Origin of the sequence: Bradyrhizobium sp. Leo170 (genome assembly GCF_004296405.1) — a bacterium.
Classification (GTDB): Bacteria; Pseudomonadota; Alphaproteobacteria; order Rhizobiales; family Xanthobacteraceae; genus Bradyrhizobium.
Genome location: NZ_PSRR01000232.1, coordinates 1 through 14062, shown reverse-complemented (window position 1 = coordinate 14062; position 14062 = coordinate 1). Strand labels below are relative to the sequence as shown.

Genomic DNA, 14062 nt, shown 5'->3' with positions numbered 1-14062 from the left:
CGTTCGAGCGGTGCGGTCAGGCATCGCTCGATCGACGGCCGTCGCCTCGGCCGGCGGCGGCCGCGCAGACATATCTTCGTCCATGCTGACCGGAGGAGGGGCGATCGATATCGGGCTCTGACCAATACCCGAGGCATGGATTGCCTTCGTTCGAAGACCCATCGCGGACAAATCAAGGATGAGTGGCTGCAACAGCGTGCGGGTTGCCTTGCCCCCGCGCGACAACACGTCGATGAAACCCTCCTGATTGGGCTGTCCAAGGGCCAGCCGATAGATCATTCGCTGCTCGCGAAGTTGGGCGAACCGCGCAATGTCCCTCCCAAAGGGGCGCTCGAAGACGTGGCGGCGGATTTCAGCTCCGTCGAGCACCCACCAAGGACGAAGGCCGCTGGCATCGACGAAACGCTCCGCATGTCTTTGTACGCAACGCCACGGCGAGCCGTTGGCCAGGGCGGGATCTTTCAATACTTCATCGCGCAATTCCGCGGACAGCCTTCGCCTGACCGACAGGCCCGCGTAGCGCTGGACGCGACCTTCACGTTGCTCAGGTCGAGCAGATTGGAGGAGAGATCCCAATGAACGACATGCGAGCACCATGGGTGAAAAACCAGTCCCTCCTGTCCAACCGACGTCGTGGCAAGAACATGCGGCCAAAAGGGTGTGTTGAAGCTACGGCGCACTTCGTCGGGGCGGACCGGAGTGGCTTGCGCCACGCCACCATCCACTTTGATGACGGGCTCGGTTTCGGCATCTCCAAAGGGCACGGCAACATGGCAGCGCACGGGAATCTTATGCAGAGGTCCGCCGATGCCATGGAAGCTGAAGCCGCCGGCGCGAAGTCCGAGAGATGATTGCAAGTCCTTGGCAAGCCCAATCGCACCCTCTTGCAGGTTCTGCGCGCGGAGCCAGAAGTGTTCGTCGAGAACGCTTTCAAGACCGCCATTGACGACCGCACCCATGACCTGATCGACCGCACTCTTTCCCGACAATGATGACAGGATCACCGGATTATCGAGATAGGCGCGAAGCCCCTGCCAACTCAGTTGCACCAGTTCGGAGTAGCGCGTGGGATTGAGAATCGTCGGGTCGTGCCGCAGCAGAGCCCGGCCCAGCGCGACGCCCGGCGCTCCGATCGCATAGTCCACGAGGTCCGAAAGCTCGGCGGGAGAGAGCCGGTCGACCGGATGCGCCTGCCGCCATTTCTGGACAGCGGTCTGCGCAGCAAGATCGTCGCCGATTGCGCTGCTCCATGCTGAGGCGGACAGCTCCGCGACACCGGCGAAGCATTCAATCGAGGCCAAGATTCGTGCAATCGATCTGTGCCGCCGCCGGGCAGCGCCCAACGGCTTGCTTGCCACCAACATCGCGCATGCGGGGGAGAACGCGGCCGACCATCTGACCCACTTCTACATCTTCTTCATGCCAGACTTTGCCCGCGAGGCCTATGCGGCGCATGGCTGGCACGAAGAGACGCGCGAGCGCTTTGCGGCGACCCGCGGCAGCGCGGCGCGCGACGTGTTGCCGGCGCGGGCACGGCTGCTCGAGACCATGGGCATCGTCGCCGGGAAATGGCTCCACAGTCTTGCGTTTCAGCCCGGCGGCACCACGCGCGCCATCGATCTCGGCGAGCGCGTCCGGCTGCTGTCGATCACGACGGCTTTTCGCAGCTTCCTCGAGCGCATCGTGTTTGCTGACACGCTGGAGAATGTGCTGGCGATATCGTCCGCGAGCGAGCTCGATCGCTGGCGCGACGGCCGCGGCGGCGACTTTGCGCTTTCCTGCGGCTTGCGGACGGTCTCGCGTTGAGCGGGCTCGGCAGGGGCGCCGGCCAGATGATGAGCTATGGCGCCTATCACGGGGTCGACGGCGAGTTGTTTCCGCGCGGCCTGTTTGGCCCGCGAGCCGCAATCGAGCCGCTGCCGCTGACGCAGATCACCGAGGACGTTTCGCACGCCTGGATGCGGGGTTCATCCGCGGATCCCGCTCACAGCAGCACGGTTCCCGATCCCGACAAGCCGGCGGCCTATAGCTGGTGCAAGGCGCCGCGGCTCTCGGGGCAGCCGATCGAGGTTGGCGCGATCGCGCGCCAGACCGTGGCGGGCCAGGCACTGATTGCGGACCTAGTGTCGGTCAGCGGCACCAATGTGCGCAATTGCGTGATCGCGCGGCTGATCGAGACCGCGCGCATCGCGCTTGCGATGGAGCAATGGACGCGCGCGCTGCGACTGTCGGAGCCATTCTGCCACAATACGCGCGAGACTCCCAACGGAAGCTATGTCGGACTGGTCGAAGCCGCGCGCGGCAGTCTCGGGCACTGGATGGCGGTTCGGGACGGCAGGATCGAACGCTACCAGATCATCGCGCCGACGACGTGGAATTTTTCGCCGCGCGATTCCTTCGATGTCGGCGGCCCGCTGGAGCAGGCTCTGGTCGGTACCGACGTCGGCGATGCCGGGCCGCGCGCCGTCGCAATCCAGCACATCGTGCGCTCGTTCGATCCCTGCATGGTGTGCACCGCGCACTAAATATTCCCGCGCTGCGTAAGCGGGAACTTCGTTGCCGTCTGGAAACCGACTTGTTTCCGCTTCGGGCTTGCGAAGCCTGTTCGAGCGCTGCGCTTTGGGCAATTCAAGTCTGCAACAGTCTGGAATTCCTCCACTTTCATCGCGCGCGCGAGGATTGGCCTGCTTCTTGCTGTCCTAGTCGTCATCGACAGGTCAAAACCGAAGACGGGAGGATTCATGGGCGCGGCGACGGAAACATTTTACAGCGTGATCAGGTGGCAAGGCATCACGCGTCGGAGCTTTCACAAATTCTGCAGCCTCACGGCGACGAGCCTCGGGCTCGGGCCGCTGGCGGCGAGCCGCATTGCGAATGCGCTCGAGACCAAGCCGCGCGTGCCTGTGATCTGGATGCACGGTCTCGAATGCACCTGCTGCTCCGAGAGCTTCATCCGCTCCGCGCACCCGCTGGTCAAGGATGCGGTGCTGTCGATGATCTCGCTCGACTACGATGACACCATCATGGCGGCCGCAGGTCACCAGGCGGAAGCCATACTCGAGGAAACCCGCGCCAAGCACAAAGGCCAGTACATCCTCGCGGTTGAGGGCAATCCGCCACTGAATGAAGGCGGCATGTTCTGTATCGACGGCGGCAAGCCGTTCGTCGAGAAGCTGAAGATGATGGCCGAGGACGCGATGGCGATCATCGCCTGGGGTGCCTGTGCGTCCTGGGGCTGCGTGCAGGCGGCAAAGCCCAATCCGACACAGGCGACGCCCATCGACAAGGTCATCACCAACAAGCCGATCATCAAGGTACCGGGATGCCCCCCGATCGCCGAGGTGATGACCGGCGTCGTCACCTTCATCACCACCTTCGGCAAACTGCCCGAGCTCGACCGACAGGGCCGGCCGAAAATGTTCTATTCGCAGCGCATTCACGACAAGTGCTATCGGCGGCCACATTTCGATGCCGGCCAGTTCGTCGAGGAGTGGGACGACGAGGCCGCGCGCAAGGGCTATTGCCTCTACAAGATGGGCTGCAAGGGCCCGACCACCTACAACGCCTGCTCGACGGTGCGCTGGAACGGCGGCGTTTCGTTTCCGATCCAGTCGGGCCATGGCTGCATCGGCTGCTCGGAGGACGGCTTCTGGGATAAGGGCTCGTTCTACGACCGTCTCACCAACATCAAGCAGTTCGGCATCGAGAAAAATGCCGACCAGATCGGCATGGCGGCGGCCGGCGCCGTCGGCGCCGCAGTGGCCGCGCATGCGGCGGTGACCGCGGTGAAGCGGCTCGCGAGCAAGCGCGAAGACGCCGATCACAACAGCTAAACATAAAGACACACTTGGGCAAGGACAACCATGGGTATCCAGACTCCCAACGGCTTCAATCTCGACAATTCCGGCAAGCGCATCGTCGTCGATCCGGTTACGCGGATTGAAGGCCACATGCGGGTCGAGGTCAATGTCGACGCCGATAACGTCATCCGCAACGCGGTCTCCACTGGCACGATGTGGCGCGGGATCGAAGTGATCCTGAAGAACCGTGATCCGCGCGACGCCTGGGCGTTCACCGAACGGATCTGCGGTGTCTGCACCGGCACGCACGCGCTGACGTCCGTGCGCGCGGTCGAGAACGCGCTCGGGATCACCATTCCGGAGAACGCCAATTCGATTCGCAACCTGATGCAGCTTGCCTTGCAGGTGCACGACCACGTCGTCCATTTCTATCACCTGCATGCGCTGGATTGGGTGGACGTCGTCTCCGCGCTCTCGGCCGATCCGCGTGCGACCTCGACGCTCGCGCAGTCGATCTCGAGCTGGCCGCTGTCCTCGCCCGGCTATTTCAAGGATCTGCAGACCCGCCTGAAGAAGTTCGTCGAGTCCGGACAGTTGGGTCCGTTCAAGAACGGCTATTGGGGCAGCAAGGCCTACAAGCTGCCGCCGGAGGCCAATCTGATGGCAGTGGCGCATTATCTGGAAGCGCTCGATTTCCAGAAGGAGATCGTCAAGATCCACACCATCTTCGGCGGCAAGAATCCGCATCCGAACTGGCTTGTCGGCGGTGTTCCCTGTCCGATCAATGTCGACGGCACCGGCGCCGTCGGCGCCATCAACATGGAGCGGTTGAACCTGATCTCCTCGATCATCGATCGTATCATTGAGTTCAACGAGATGGTTTATCTGCCCGACGTGGCTGCAATCGGTTCGTTCTACAAGGACTGGCTTTATGGCGGCGGCATTTCGGGCCAGAGCGTGCTCGCCTATGGTGACGTGCCCGAACATGCGAACGACTATTCCGCCAAGAACCTGAAGCTGCCGCGGGGCGCCATCATCAACGGCAATCTGTCCGAGGTACTTCCGGTCGATCATGCCAACCCCGACGAGATTCAGGAGTTCGTGGTCCACTCCTGGTACAAATATCCCGACGAAACCAAGGGCCTTCATCCCTGGGACGGCGTCACCGAGCCGAACTACGTGCTCGGGCCCAATGCCAAGGGCACCAAGACCGCGATCGAGCAACTCGACGAGGGCGGCAAGTATTCGTGGATCAAGGCACCGCGCTGGAACGGGCACGCCATGGAGGTCGGCCCGCTGGCGCGCTGGGTCGTCGGCTATGCGCAGAACAAGGCCGAGTTCAAGGATCCCGTCGACAAGTTCCTCAAGGATCTCAATCTGCCAATGTCGGCGTTGTTCTCGACGCTCGGCCGCACCGCTGCGCGTGCGCTCGAGTCGGTCTGGGCCGGGCGCCAGATGCGCTACTTCCAGGACAAGCTTATCGCCAACATCAAGGCCGGCGACAGCTCGACCGCGAACGTCGACAAGTGGAAGCCGGAGAGCTGGCCGAAGGAAGCCAAGGGCTTTGGCTTCACCGAGGCCCCGCGCGGCGCGCTCGCGCACTGGATCAAGATCAAGGAGACCAAGATCGACAACTACCAGTGCGTGGTACCGACCACCTGGAACGGCTCGCCGCGCGACCCCAAGGGCAATATCGGCGCATTCGAGGCCTCGCTGATGAATACGCCGATGGTCAATCCCGAGCAGCCATTGGAGATCCTGCGAACGATCCATTCCTTCGATCCATGCCTGGCCTGTTCGACCCACGTTATGAGTCCGGACGGCCAGGAGCTCGCCAAAGTCAAGGTCAGGTAGGAGGCGGTCATGATGGATGCAGTTGCATCTCCGGCGGAATCCGAACAGGACCTCACCGAGATCGCGGCCGATGCAGCCGGCGAACATGCGGTGGGCCGGCCCACCGTCTATGTCTACGAAGCGCCGGTGCGCATCTGCCACTGGGTGAATGCGTTCTCGATTCTGATCCTGATGGTCACCGGCTATCTGATCGGGACGCCGCTGCCGTCGGTCGAGGGCGAGGCGTCCGCCAACTTCGTGATGGGCTATATCCGCTTTGCCCATTTCGCGGCCGGGCAGGTGCTCGCGGTGTTCTTCCTCGCGCGAATCCTGTGGGCCTTCGCCGGCAACCACCATTCCCGGCAGATCTTCTATCTGCCGGTGCATCGTCGGCAGTTCTGGAAGGAAGTGCTGCATGAGATTCGCTGGTACGCGTTCCTGGAGCGCCAGCCGAAGATGTATGTCGGCCACAACCCGCTGGCGCAGACCGCGATGTTCACCGGCTTCACGCTGTTCGTGACCTTCATGATCGTCACCGGCTTTGCGCTCTATTCGGAAGGTGCGGGTATCGATAGCTGGCAGCACAAGCTGTTCGGCTGGGTGTTTGCGATCTGGCCGAACAGCCAGGATGTTCACACCTGGCATCATCTCGGCATGTGGGCGCTGGTCGTGTTCGTGATGGTGCACGTCTACGCCGCGGTCCGCGAAGACATCATGTCACGCCAGAGCATCATCTCCTCGATGATCTCCGGCGAACGTCAATTCCGCGATTGAAATTGAAAAGCTGCCGATGCCGACATTCTCGCAAGACAACCGCATCCTGGTGCTCGGCATCGGCAACATCCTGTGGGCCGACGAAGGATTTGGCGTGCGCGCGGTGGAGGAGTTCCACCGCCGCTACGCCGTGCCTGGTAACGTCACCATCCTCGACGGCGGCACGCAGGGTCTCTACCTCGTCAACTATCTGGAAGAGGCCGACCGCATGATCGTGTTCGACGCCATCGACTACGGCCTCGAACCCGGCCAGTTGAAGCTCGTGCGCGACGACGAGGTGCCGCGCTTCACCGGCGCCAAGAAGATGAGCCTGCACCAGACCGGCTTCCAGGAAGTGATCAGCGCCGCCGATTTGCTCGGCCGCTGCCCAAAGCATCTCGTACTGATCGGCTGCCAGCCGCTCGATCTCGAGGATTGGGGCGGGCCGCTGACGCCGCCGGTGCGCGAGCAGATCTCGCCTGCGATCGATCTCGCCTGCGAGATCTTGGCCGAGTGGGACGTCACGGTCAGCCGCCGCAGCGCGCCGTTGGCGCAGTCCGAGCGGCTGCTCGCCAATGACATCAATCACGCCAATTACGAGATGCGGCCGGCCTGACCGGCGCGGCCTCCGGAGACAGCGCGATGTGCCTCGGCCTGCCGATGACAATTGTCGAGACCGACGGCATGTCGGCGCTGTGCGAATTTCGCGGCGAGCAGCGCCGCGTCTCCATGCTGCTGCTCTCCAACCCTCCGGTTGGCGCCCATGTGCTCGTCTATATCGACACCGCGATCCGGTGTCTCGATGAGGAAGAGGCGCGGCTGATCGGAGCTGCGATCGACGGTCTTGGTGCGGCGCTCGACGGCGAGGATTGCGACCGCTCTTTCGCCGACCTGATCGGCCGCGAGCCGCAACTGCCCGCGCACCTTCGGTCGGAATAGGCCAACGTCCAGGCATGCATCCGCGGCCGGATCGGCGTGCGGGCGCACAACGGGCTGCGTGGAAGGTATCTTTCTATCTGCAAAGTTGGCTTTCATCAGAAATGGAAAGTATCTTATCATTGGGGCGCGAGTCATCTTGCGTGTCATAAAATACATGATGTAAATCAATGATATAAATCCGAAAAGTCGCTAGCGCGTGCTGGCACATGACTTGCTAATTCCTATCCCGAGCAACTTCATATGCTTGTCAGGGGAGGTCTGATGGAATTCCAGGTAGGGAAGCATGATCTGACGCGGCACGGCCTGAATGAGGTCGACGCCGCGACGGTCGATCATTTTCTTGGCGCGACTGATGAGGCCGGGGCGGTCGCGGTGCTGCTGTCGGCGGGCGATCCCAATCGCTTTCCGGAGGCGATCGATGTCGCCGTGGTGTTGCCGGAGCTGATCGCGGCGTTCGGGGGCCGGCTGCGCGGTGCGGTCATCGCCCGCGGCGACGAGAGCGCGCTCGGCCAGCGCTTTGGCGTGCGCGTGCAACCGACGCTGATCCTCGTCGCCAAGGGTGAGACGCTGGGGCTAATCGCCAAGATCCAGGACTGGTCGGTCTATATCGACCGCATCAACAAGCTGATCGACCGTCCGCGCGGGCAGAGCGCCGCGGTCGCCGTCACCATTGTTCCCCAGCATCGCGCACAAGGTGTCGAGCTATGAAAGTCGGATTCTGGGATGCGCCCGAAGGCGCCGAGCTACCGGTCAGCGTGTTTCCGATCGGCGAAGAGAGCCTCAATGCCGCGAAGGGCAGCCTGACGGCGGCCGGCGCGCTCGCAAGGCTTGCGACGCTCGACAGCGCTGAGCTTGCGAAGAGCTGCCCGAACGCGGTCGCGCTGCTCTCGAGGGTCGCGGAAGGCGTCGCGGGCCAAAAGGCGGACGCGCCGTCTCAACTGTTCCGGCTCGGCAATCTCAACGATCTCGAGAGCAAGCTCGTGGCCGACGTGCTCGGCGAAGGCGAGGTCGGAGGCGTTGTTGCGCTGCCGGACGGATCGCTGGCCCAGATCCAGGAATCGGTGCTGGCGGGGCTCTGGCGCGTGCGTCTCGAGACCGACGCCAACCACGAATATCTCGAGATCGGCGCGATTCCGGAGATCGTCAGGCGCGCGGCCGCCGACCTGACGTCCGTCGATTTCGAAATCGGGCAGGTTCCGGAGGGCGCCATGAACGTGCTGCCGGTGCTCGCCGAAATCCGCGAGCGAGCGCTGGCTTGGCGGCCCGGCATTCGCTCGCAGATCATCAACTTCACGCTGCTGCCGATGAGCCCGGTCGATATGAGCTTCCTGCAGGACACGATCCGGAACGGACCGATCCAGCTCGTGTCGCGCGGCTATGGCACCTGCCGGGTGCTTTCCACGGGCATCCGCAATGTCTGGTCAGTCCAGTTCTTCAACGCCATGGACACCATCATTCTGGACACGCTGGAAGTCGGCGGAGTGCCGACCGTCGCGATCGCCGCGGATGAGGACTTTGAGGACTCTGCCGAGCGGCTGCAGGAAATCATCGAGGCCTACTTCAAATGAGCGCCTTCGAAAACTTTGGCGTGCGCCAGGATGTCGCCGATGTCGCGCGGCTGGAATGTGGCATCTGCTGGACCGTTTATGATCCAGCTGATGGCGACGAGGTGGCGCAGATCGCACCCGGCACGCCGTTCGCGGAGCTGCCGGCGGAGTGGCATTGCCCGAACTGCGATGCCCCGAAATCCAAATTCATGGCGATCGAAGCATGACGGGGAGCGCGCCAAATCCCGACGCCGACGCCGACGCCGTGGCGTGGGGCGAGCTTCTCGCCGGAAGCTATCGGGAGATCGGCGAGCGCGCGATGCGCGATCTGCCGATCTACAACGATGCGCTCAGCGTCGAGGCAGTCGGCTTCCGCCGGTTCAACAGCAGCATCGTCGGCATCATGGTCACGCCCTGGTTCATGAACGTCGTGATGCCGGCGAGCGCCGCGCGGGACACCTCGGGCGCGACACTGCGAATCCGCTTTCCCGCGGGGGACGTCGAATTTACCCTCAGCGAGGTCGGGCAAATGAGCCGGATCGCGAGCTGTTCGCTGTTCTCGCCGATGTCTGAGTTCGCCGACATGGCGGCGGCGCGGGCGACGGCCGAAGCCGCGCTCGCCGAACTCATGCTGCCGGCCGACAGCGAGGAGGCGGTCCGCCGCCGCGAGCCCGCGACAACCTCGATCGATCGGCGTAACTTCCTGCGTGGGGCTTTGACGGAGCGGCGCGGATGAGCCTGGCCTTCCGCAATGAGATCGACATCACGGTGTGGCTTGCCGGCGCCACGATCGCCGATGTCGCGATCCGGCCGCGCAGCCGGCCGCCATTGACGCGGCTGTTTGCGGGAAAGCCGGCGGCTTCGCTGCTATCGGTGCTGCCGCGGCTGTTCTCGCTCTGCTCGGTCGCCCATCAGGTGGCGCTCCTGTCGGCGGTCGAGGCGGCGCAGGGGCAGGACGCGACGCAAGCGATCGTGCAGAGTCGAGCCATTGCGGTCGCCTCTGAGCGACTTACCGAGTTGCTGCGCGGCCTGTTTATCGGACGGTTCGCGCTAGACCGCGCAAGCGCCTCCGCCGTGCGTGGCATGATGCAGGCAAGCACGATCCTAAGCGGCGCGAGCGAAGGCGTGCCACAAGCCTTCCGTCGCGACGCGGTCGCACAGATCAAAGCTGCGCTCGCCGCGCTGGGGATCGCCGGCGACGGCCAGGCGCTCGCGCCGGGCAGCGCGCTCGCCGCATTTGTCGCTCGCTGCGATGGCGAAGCATTGTCGCGGCCGGTGGCCGAGCAATCATTCCTGACCGCGGCTGACGATCTCGAAATCGTCACGCGCCTGCTGGCGGATGGTGCGGCCTATTCCGATGCGCCGGAAGTCAGCAGCAAAATTCCAGAAACCGGCATCTGGGCGCGCCGGGCGGGGCGCGAACCGGGCCTGTCTGCGGGCGCGAGCCCCGCCGCGCGGCTCAAGGCGCGCATCACCGAGGTGGCAGAGCTCTGCGCTTGGCTCGATGGCCGCGAGGAGGATTTTGATGACGGCGTGGTCGCGAGCTATCGGCTCGGTACCGGCAAGGGCGCGGCTGCGGTCGAATGCGCGCGCGGCCGCCTCTACCACGCGGTTGCGCTCGACGACGAGGATCGCATCGTCAGCTTCGAATTCCTGGCGCCGACCGAGTGGAATTTCCATGCCCGCGGACCGCTGGTCCGCAGCCTCAAGGGCTTGCTGCTTGCCGCCGGCCGCCAGGGACAGGATGCGGTCCGCATGCTGGTCGACTCGTTTGACCCCTGCGTCGGCTTCAGCCTCAGTTTTCGCGAGGCGGGCCATGCATGAGATGGCGCTGTGCGAAGGCATCGTCGGCATTGTCGAGGAGGAAGCGCGCAAGCGCTCCTTCACCAAGGTGAATGTCGTCTGCCTCGAAATCGGAGCGCTCAGCCACGTCGCGCCGGAGGCGATGAAATTTTGCTTCGAGGCCGTCGCCGCAAGAACCATTGCGCAAGGCGCAAAACTCGAGATCGTCGAGACGCCGGGAACAGCCTGGTGCATGGCCTGTTCAAAAAGCGTCGAGATCAAGCAGCGTTACGAGCCGTGCCTCTCCTGCGGCGGCTATCAATTGCAAGTGACGAGCGGCGAAGAGATGCGTGTAAGAGAATTGGAGATCGACTGATGTGTACGGTCTGCGGCTGCAGCGACGGCAAGGCGTCCATCGAACATACACATGATCATCATTACGATCATGACCATGGTCACCACGGGCATCATCATCCACATCATCACGGTCACGGCCATGAACACCACCATCTCCACGACCATGCGCCGGGCGATGCCGGCTTAGTCGACTGCGGCGCAAATCCGGCAGGCCAAAAGATCGCGGGTATGAGCAGCGATCGCATCATCCAGGTCGAGCGCGACATTCTGGACAAAAACGACCGGCTCGCCGCCGACAACCGCGCGCGTTTCCGCGCCGACGATGTGTTGGTCTTCAACCTGGTCTCGAGCCCCGGCGCAGGCAAGACTTCGCTGCTGGTCCGCGCCGTATCCGAATTGAAGGATAGTTTTGCGATCGGCGTGATCGAAGGCGACCAGCAGACCTCCAACGATGCCGAGCGTATTCGCGCGACTGGCGTGCCGGCGATCCAGGTCAACACCGGCAAGGGCTGCCACCTCGATGCCGCCATGGTCGGTGAGGCCTATGACCGGCTGCCCTGGCTGAATGGTGGCCTCCTTTTCATCGAGAATGTCGGCAATCTTGTGTGTCCGGCCGCATTCGATCTCGGCGAGGCCTGCAAGATCGTGGTGTTCTCAACCACCGAGGGCGAAGACAAGCCGCTGAAATATCCGGACATGTTCGCGGCCTCATCCCTGATGCTGATCAACAAGATCGATCTCGCGCCCGTGCTCGACTTCGATCTCGCGAAGACCATCGAATATGCGCGGCGGGTCAATTCGAACATCGAAGTGCTGACGGTATCGGCGCGCACCGGCGAAGGCTTCCCGGCCTTCTATGCCTGGATCGGCAAGCGGGTTTTGACGATGAAGCCAGCCTCGATGACGGCGGCGGAGTGACAATGGGCGGCGAGGCCGTAACATTGGACGGACGGCGGCTGCGTCTGCACGTGCGCGGCGCGGTGCAGGGCGTCGGCTTTCGTCCCTATGTCTATGGTCTCGCCACGCGCTATCGCCTCGGCGGCTTCGTCGCCAACGATTCCCACGGTGTCGTCATCGAGGTCGAGGGCGAGCGCGCATCGGACTTCGTCGCGGCGCTGCCGCTCGAAAAGCCGCCGCTTGCCCGGATCGACGAGATTTCCGTGCAGCCGGTCGGCGCGGTCGCAAGCGCGGAGTTTTGTATCCGCGCCAGCGAGCAGGGCAGGGTGTCGACGCGCATCGTCGCCGATGCCGCAACCTGCAAGGAATGCTTGCGCGAGCTGTTCGATCCGACCAGCCGCTTTCATCGCTATCCCTTCGTCAACTGCACCCATTGCGGTCCGCGCTACACCATTGCCGAGCGGCTGCCCTATGACCGTTCGGCCACGGCGATGAAGCGCTTTGCGATGTGCAAAACCTGTGCGGAGGATTACGCAGATCCCAGGAGCCGCCGCTTTCATGCCGAGGCGATCGCCTGCCCACAATGCGGCCCGAGGCTCAGCCACGAAATCGCAGACGTCGCCTCTGCGATTGCCGGCGGCAAAATCGTCGCGATCAAGGGGCTCGGCGGTTATCAGCTCCTCTGCGATGCCCGCGCCGAGCGGGTCGTGCGGCGGCTGCGGCAGCGCAAGCAGCGCGACCAAAAACCTTTTGCCGTCATGGTCGGGTCGGTGGATGCGGTCGCTGACATCGCCGGCGCCGATGCCGCCGAGCTTGCGTTGCTCCAAACGTCGCCGCGGCCGATAGTGCTGATGCCGTCGCACCATCGGCTCGCGCCTGCGATCGCGCCGGAACTGTCGCTGCTCGGCGTCGTGTTGCCAGTCACCCCGCTCCATCACCTGATCTTCAACGCGCTGAACTCGGCGCATAAGCGGGCCGGCGAAAGCTGGGCGATCGTCGCCACTAGCGCCAATCCCGGCGGAGAGCCGCTCCTGATCGACAATCGCGAGGCGGAGCGGCGCCTTGCCGGCATCGCCGATCTCATCGTCACCCATGACCGCGACATCGTCACCCGTGCCGACGATTCCGTGGCGGCGGTCGTTGCAGGCCGTACGCAATTCCTCCGGCGCGCCCGCGGCTATGTGCCCGAACCGGTCCGCCTCGCGCGCGCCGTGCCGCCGATCCTTGGCGTCGGCGGTGCCCTGAAATCGACCGTGACGGTCACGTGGGGCAGAGAGGCCTTCGTCTCCCAGCACATCGGCGACCTCGACACCGCGGAGGGCATCCGCTTCTTCGAGGAGACGGTGCATCACCTGCTTTCAACGCTGGACGTCGAGCCGGTCGTCGTCGCCCATGATTTGCATCCGAACATGGCCTCGACCCGCTTTGCGGAAGGACGCGGGAAGCGGCTGATCGCGGTCCAGCACCATCATGCCCACGCGGCCTCCGTGATGGCGGAACATGGCGTCGCCGGACCGGTCTTGGCGCTGGTGCTCGACGGTTTTGGCCATGGCAGCGATGGCGGCAATTGGGGTGGCGAGATCTTGCTATGCGACGGCGCGCGGTTCCGGCGGCTCGGCCATCTCGCGCCGATGAAGATGCCGGGCGGTGATCGCGCCGCGCGCGAGCCGTGGCGGATCGCCGCTGGCGTGCTGCATGCCCTGGGACGCGGCGAGACGGTTGCGGCTCGCTTTGCGGCGCAGCCGCAGGCCGCGCGTCTCTCCGCCTTGCTCGAGCAAACAGGCGTGCCGACGACGACCAGCGCCGGTCGGCTGTTCGACGCAGCCGCAGGGTTGCTGGGTCTTTGCCCGGTGCAGGGCTATGAAGGCGAAGCCGCGATGAGGCTGGAGGCACTGGTTCGCATGCTCCGTATCATGAAAGACGGCTGGACCATCGCGCACGGCGTGCTGTCTTTGCTGCCGTTGCTCGCGCGCCTTGCAGCCGAGAGGTTCGATCCCGTCGAGGGAGCCGAGCTGTTCCACGGCACTTTCGCCGCGGCCTGCGTCGACTGGATTACCCGCGCGGCGCGCGAGACCGGAACTACGACCGTCACCCTGAGCGGCGGCTGCTTCCTCAACGCGATCCTGTCGAACGAGATCGGACGCGGCTGCATTG

General features: G+C 64.0%; 14 protein-coding genes and 2 pseudogenes. 14 read left to right on the top strand and 2 right to left on the bottom strand.

All coding sequences use genetic code 11. From position 1 onward, the window contains the following. Together CWO89_RS47175 and CWO89_RS29975 are read right to left on the bottom strand one after the other, a co-directional pair. Positions 1–465 (bottom strand): annotated as a pseudogene (locus tag CWO89_RS47175) (hypothetical protein); the annotation flags it as partial. Further along, on the bottom strand, positions 462–1301 hold the full coding sequence (locus CWO89_RS29975) for a hypothetical protein (RefSeq protein WP_207234603.1): 840 nt from the start codon (positions 1299–1301) through the stop codon (positions 462–464). The gene CWO89_RS29975 and the pseudogene CWO89_RS47175, both read right to left, overlap by 4 nt. Positions 1302–1332: 31 nt before the next feature. Between CWO89_RS29975 and CWO89_RS29970 the strand changes: the two are divergent. The 14 genes and pseudogenes from CWO89_RS29970 to hypF form a co-directional block, all read left to right on the top strand. Further along, a pseudogene (locus CWO89_RS29970) lies at positions 1333–2525 on the top strand (nickel-dependent hydrogenase large subunit); the annotation flags it as partial. Positions 2526–2741: 216 nt separating this feature from the next. Beyond that, positions 2742–3833 (top strand): hydrogenase small subunit, encoded by a 1092-nt coding sequence (locus tag CWO89_RS29965; RefSeq protein WP_130582171.1) that lies wholly within the window; start codon positions 2742–2744, stop codon positions 3831–3833. A gap of 30 nt (positions 3834–3863) precedes the next feature. Next, on the top strand, positions 3864–5654 hold the full coding sequence (locus CWO89_RS29960; protein ID WP_130582170.1) for a nickel-dependent hydrogenase large subunit: 1791 nt from the start codon (positions 3864–3866) through the stop codon (positions 5652–5654). A 9-nt stretch (positions 5655–5663) separates the two neighbouring features. Then, positions 5664–6407 (top strand): Ni/Fe-hydrogenase, b-type cytochrome subunit, encoded by a 744-nt coding sequence (gene cybH, locus CWO89_RS29955; RefSeq protein ID WP_130582169.1) that lies wholly within the window; start codon positions 5664–5666, stop codon positions 6405–6407. Positions 6408–6423: 16 nt separating this feature from the next. Then, the gene (locus CWO89_RS29950) at positions 6424–7002 is read left to right on the top strand and encodes a HyaD/HybD family hydrogenase maturation endopeptidase (RefSeq protein WP_130582168.1); all 579 of its coding nucleotides are present in this window, start codon (positions 6424–6426) and stop codon (positions 7000–7002) included. Positions 7003–7028: 26 nt separating this feature from the next. After that, a complete protein-coding gene (locus tag CWO89_RS29945; protein WP_130582167.1) occupies positions 7029–7325 on the top strand; it encodes a HypC/HybG/HupF family hydrogenase formation chaperone in 297 nt (98 codons plus the stop codon). A 261-nt stretch (positions 7326–7586) separates the two neighbouring features. Beyond that, positions 7587–8033 (top strand): thioredoxin domain-containing protein, encoded by a 447-nt coding sequence (locus CWO89_RS29940; RefSeq protein WP_130582166.1) that lies wholly within the window; start codon positions 7587–7589, stop codon positions 8031–8033. After that, positions 8030–8893, top strand: a complete 864-nt coding sequence (locus tag CWO89_RS29935; RefSeq protein WP_130582165.1) for a hydrogenase expression/formation protein — start codon at positions 8030–8032, stop codon at positions 8891–8893. The genes CWO89_RS29940 and CWO89_RS29935 overlap by 4 nt, the downstream gene beginning before the upstream one ends. Continuing rightward, on the top strand, positions 8890–9099 hold the full coding sequence (locus tag CWO89_RS29930; RefSeq protein WP_130582164.1) for a rubredoxin: 210 nt from the start codon (positions 8890–8892) through the stop codon (positions 9097–9099). The genes CWO89_RS29935 and CWO89_RS29930 overlap by 4 nt, the downstream gene beginning before the upstream one ends. Further along, positions 9096–9608 (top strand): [NiFe]-hydrogenase assembly chaperone HybE, encoded by a 513-nt coding sequence (hybE, locus tag CWO89_RS29925; RefSeq protein ID WP_130582163.1) that lies wholly within the window; start codon positions 9096–9098, stop codon positions 9606–9608. Before CWO89_RS29930 ends, hybE begins: the two co-directional genes overlap by 4 nt. Beyond that, positions 9605–10696: a nickel-dependent hydrogenase large subunit gene (locus tag CWO89_RS29920; RefSeq protein WP_130582162.1), complete on the top strand. Its 1092-nt coding sequence runs from the start codon at positions 9605–9607 to the stop codon at positions 10694–10696. The genes hybE and CWO89_RS29920 overlap by 4 nt, the downstream gene beginning before the upstream one ends. Further along, entirely contained in the window at positions 10689–11030 is a 342-nt protein-coding gene (gene hypA, locus CWO89_RS29915) for a hydrogenase maturation nickel metallochaperone HypA (RefSeq protein WP_130582161.1), read from the top strand. Before CWO89_RS29920 ends, hypA begins: the two co-directional genes overlap by 8 nt. After that, positions 11030–11929: a hydrogenase nickel incorporation protein HypB gene (gene hypB, locus CWO89_RS29910; RefSeq protein ID WP_130582160.1), complete on the top strand. Its 900-nt coding sequence runs from the start codon at positions 11030–11032 to the stop codon at positions 11927–11929. Before hypA ends, hypB begins: the two co-directional genes overlap by 1 nt. A gap of 2 nt (positions 11930–11931) precedes the next feature. Continuing rightward, positions 11932–14062, top strand: a 2131-nt coding sequence (hypF, locus tag CWO89_RS29905; protein ID WP_165421395.1) for a carbamoyltransferase HypF, incomplete at its 3' end; no start/stop codon positions are given.